This is a genomic window from Pseudomonas sp., assembly GCF_037994325.1.
Lineage (GTDB): Bacteria > Pseudomonadota > Gammaproteobacteria > Pseudomonadales > Pseudomonadaceae > Aquipseudomonas.
Window position 1 is genome coordinate 1 of the sequence record NZ_JBBNAH010000028.1, and the last position, 2,185, is coordinate 2,185.

Sequence of the window (2,185 nt, forward strand, 5' to 3'; positions counted from 1 at the left end):
GCATCTTTTCTATTTGAAACCTGAACAATTTTCCCTGTTCTATCATTTTTCACGACATAAGATCCATCCTTGGCAATATATCCAGTAGCGGGGTCGTTAAGTCGAGTCTTGATATTGGATCAAAGCGAAGATCTCTAGCGAAAAAGGGGTGGATTTATTATTCGACCATAGTTTTTTGCTCGAATAATAAATCCTTCTCTTTTTGGCTTTTTAAGTTGGACTGTTAATAAATTCGGCCCTAATACCGCAGTGGCGCCTGCCTAAGTAAAGATCTGCTCTGAGGAGTCCTCGTTTTCCAAAGCTTGCGGCAAGAAAGATTTTGCTTTTTCAACTATTTCCGCGACATCTGAAATGTCCAGTACGTTATTCTCTTTCTGCGCAAAGAAGGTGAATTCCAACTCCCTCGCTTCATTTATGGATACTTCCATAAAAGGTTCTTTTTTACCTTCTATATAAACGTAAAGATAAGGATATTTACAATTTACATCGCCTACTTTCTCGTACTCTAACTTGCTCATTTTTTATTTCCTCTGAATCCAATGAATTCTCCCGAACGCTTCCAGCTTGCTGACCTGCCATCCGGTAACGAATAGGTTATCCATCCTTGCGGGTACCTTCCTCCAGCGCCTGTCGCCTTAATCCCACTTTTCAATATTTCTTTTATGGTCTCTTCCGCCAAATTGTTCAGTTGGAGGTCGGACCGGTACACCTGTCTTAACTCTTGTGTAGATCCGAAGCCGAAGTATTCAGGATGTTTGGTTACAGCCCGTCCTGCGCGACTTATTAGCTGACCTTCATTAAGCGGCTGAGCCGCCATACGAAGAAGTTGCTCGTTGGTACTCGATGATAGCTTTTCACCTAGGTGTCCAGTTCCTGTAGCTAGACCGCCCCCAACCAATGCCCCACCAACAACCCCCGACTCCTTCAAAAACTCCTTAAGCCATAGGTTTTGCCCCAACTGCCAGTCATGGAAATTGCTGTCGCTAAAGTCTTGAAGAATGTCCCGTTCAGCTTGGCTGTAGCCGCCGAGCGTGATCAGACCATCGAGCAGGTCGGTGGCATTTTCGATATCGAGGCGCTGGTTGGAGCAACCCGATTCGCCGGTATCGCGGCAGCCATTCAGGGCCAGGTTGGTTTTCTGGTCGCTGATTTCCTTGAAGTGCTGAACTGCATCGTTGCGGCAGCTTTCTGGGTTCGCAGCGGTGCGACAGCCGACTAGGGCCTCTCCCAGTTCCTCGACTTCTTTGTGGTTCAGGTAGTTGTAACTCGTCGCACTCTTGGCGATATCCGCGCCCATTTGCGCGTCGCCGTTGGTGAGGCCTGCGGCGGCTACACCGACGATCTGCGACGCGGCGACCAACAGCTCGGGGTTGCTGTTGGTTAGGGCGTCGAGTTGTTTGATTAGCAGTTCATTGGCGCCCGCTGCGGCCGCGCCGGTGGCGAAGTCGTTGCCGGCGGCTTTGCTGAGCAGGCCGCCGACTAGGGCGTGCAGGGCTACTTTTTGTGGGCTGCTGTCGTCCCATTTGTCATGGCTGTAGTCGCCTACGGCGTTAAAGGCGACGGCTTGCAGCACGCTTTGCAGTTGGTTTTTTAGCGCGCCTTGGAGGTTGTCGCTAAAGCTGCTGCCGTTGATGGCGGTGCCGACGCCGGCTTGCACCACGGCAGTAGCGGCGGCGTGTTGGGTTATGCCGGCGATGCCGCTGGCGGTGCTGAGGTCGAAGCCTTTGATGGTGCCGTTGGTTGGGTCGGTTTTTACGCTGAGGACGGGGTCAACTACGCCCGCGATAACTCCGGCTGTTACGCCAGCGGTGACGTAGTTTTTAAGGTTGTTGGCGGACGTGATGTCTTTGAAAACGTTGCCGAGGTTGCCTTTGTTGTTAATGGTGCTGACGGCGGCGGTGCTGGCAGCGGACGTAACAACCGCGGTTGCAGCGACGTTGCCAAAGCCTGCGGCTGCGGTGCCCAAACCCGCGGCCATCGCGCTTCCGGAGCCCGCCGTCGCGCCGGCCATGGCACCGATGGCGGCGCTTGCTGCGCCGGCGGTGAGTACGGTGACGACGATGGCGATAATCAGCGCCGCGCCAGCGCCCAGCCCCGAACTCTGGTAGTCCCAGGCGTCATGCAGTTCTTTGATCTGCCGCCAATCGACGTCGCCGCGTTTTTCCGCTTCTTTGATCCAGGCGAG

General features: G+C 53.5%; 3 protein-coding genes. All 3 read right to left on the reverse strand.

The annotated features are described in order from the left end of the window. Positions 1-113, reverse strand: a 113-nt coding sequence (locus tag AAAB16_RS26505; protein ID WP_369335435.1) for a colicin E5-related ribonuclease, incomplete at its 3' end; no start/stop codon positions are given. Between the two features lie 147 nt (positions 114-260). Next, the gene (locus AAAB16_RS00915; protein WP_340661633.1) at positions 261-518 is read right to left on the reverse strand and encodes a hypothetical protein; all 258 of its coding nucleotides are present in this window, start codon (positions 516-518) and stop codon (positions 261-263) included. Further along, on the reverse strand, positions 515-2,185 hold a 1,671-nt coding region (locus AAAB16_RS00920), incomplete at its 5' end, for a DUF637 domain-containing protein (RefSeq protein WP_340661634.1). The genes AAAB16_RS00920 and AAAB16_RS00915, both read right to left, overlap by 4 nt.

Excerpts from the sequence above, each read along its gene's own strand:
- AAAB16_RS00915 (WP_340661633.1), bottom strand. The coding sequence starts at position 518 with ATGAGCAAGTTAGAGTACGAGAAAGTAGGCGATGTAAATTGTAAATAT.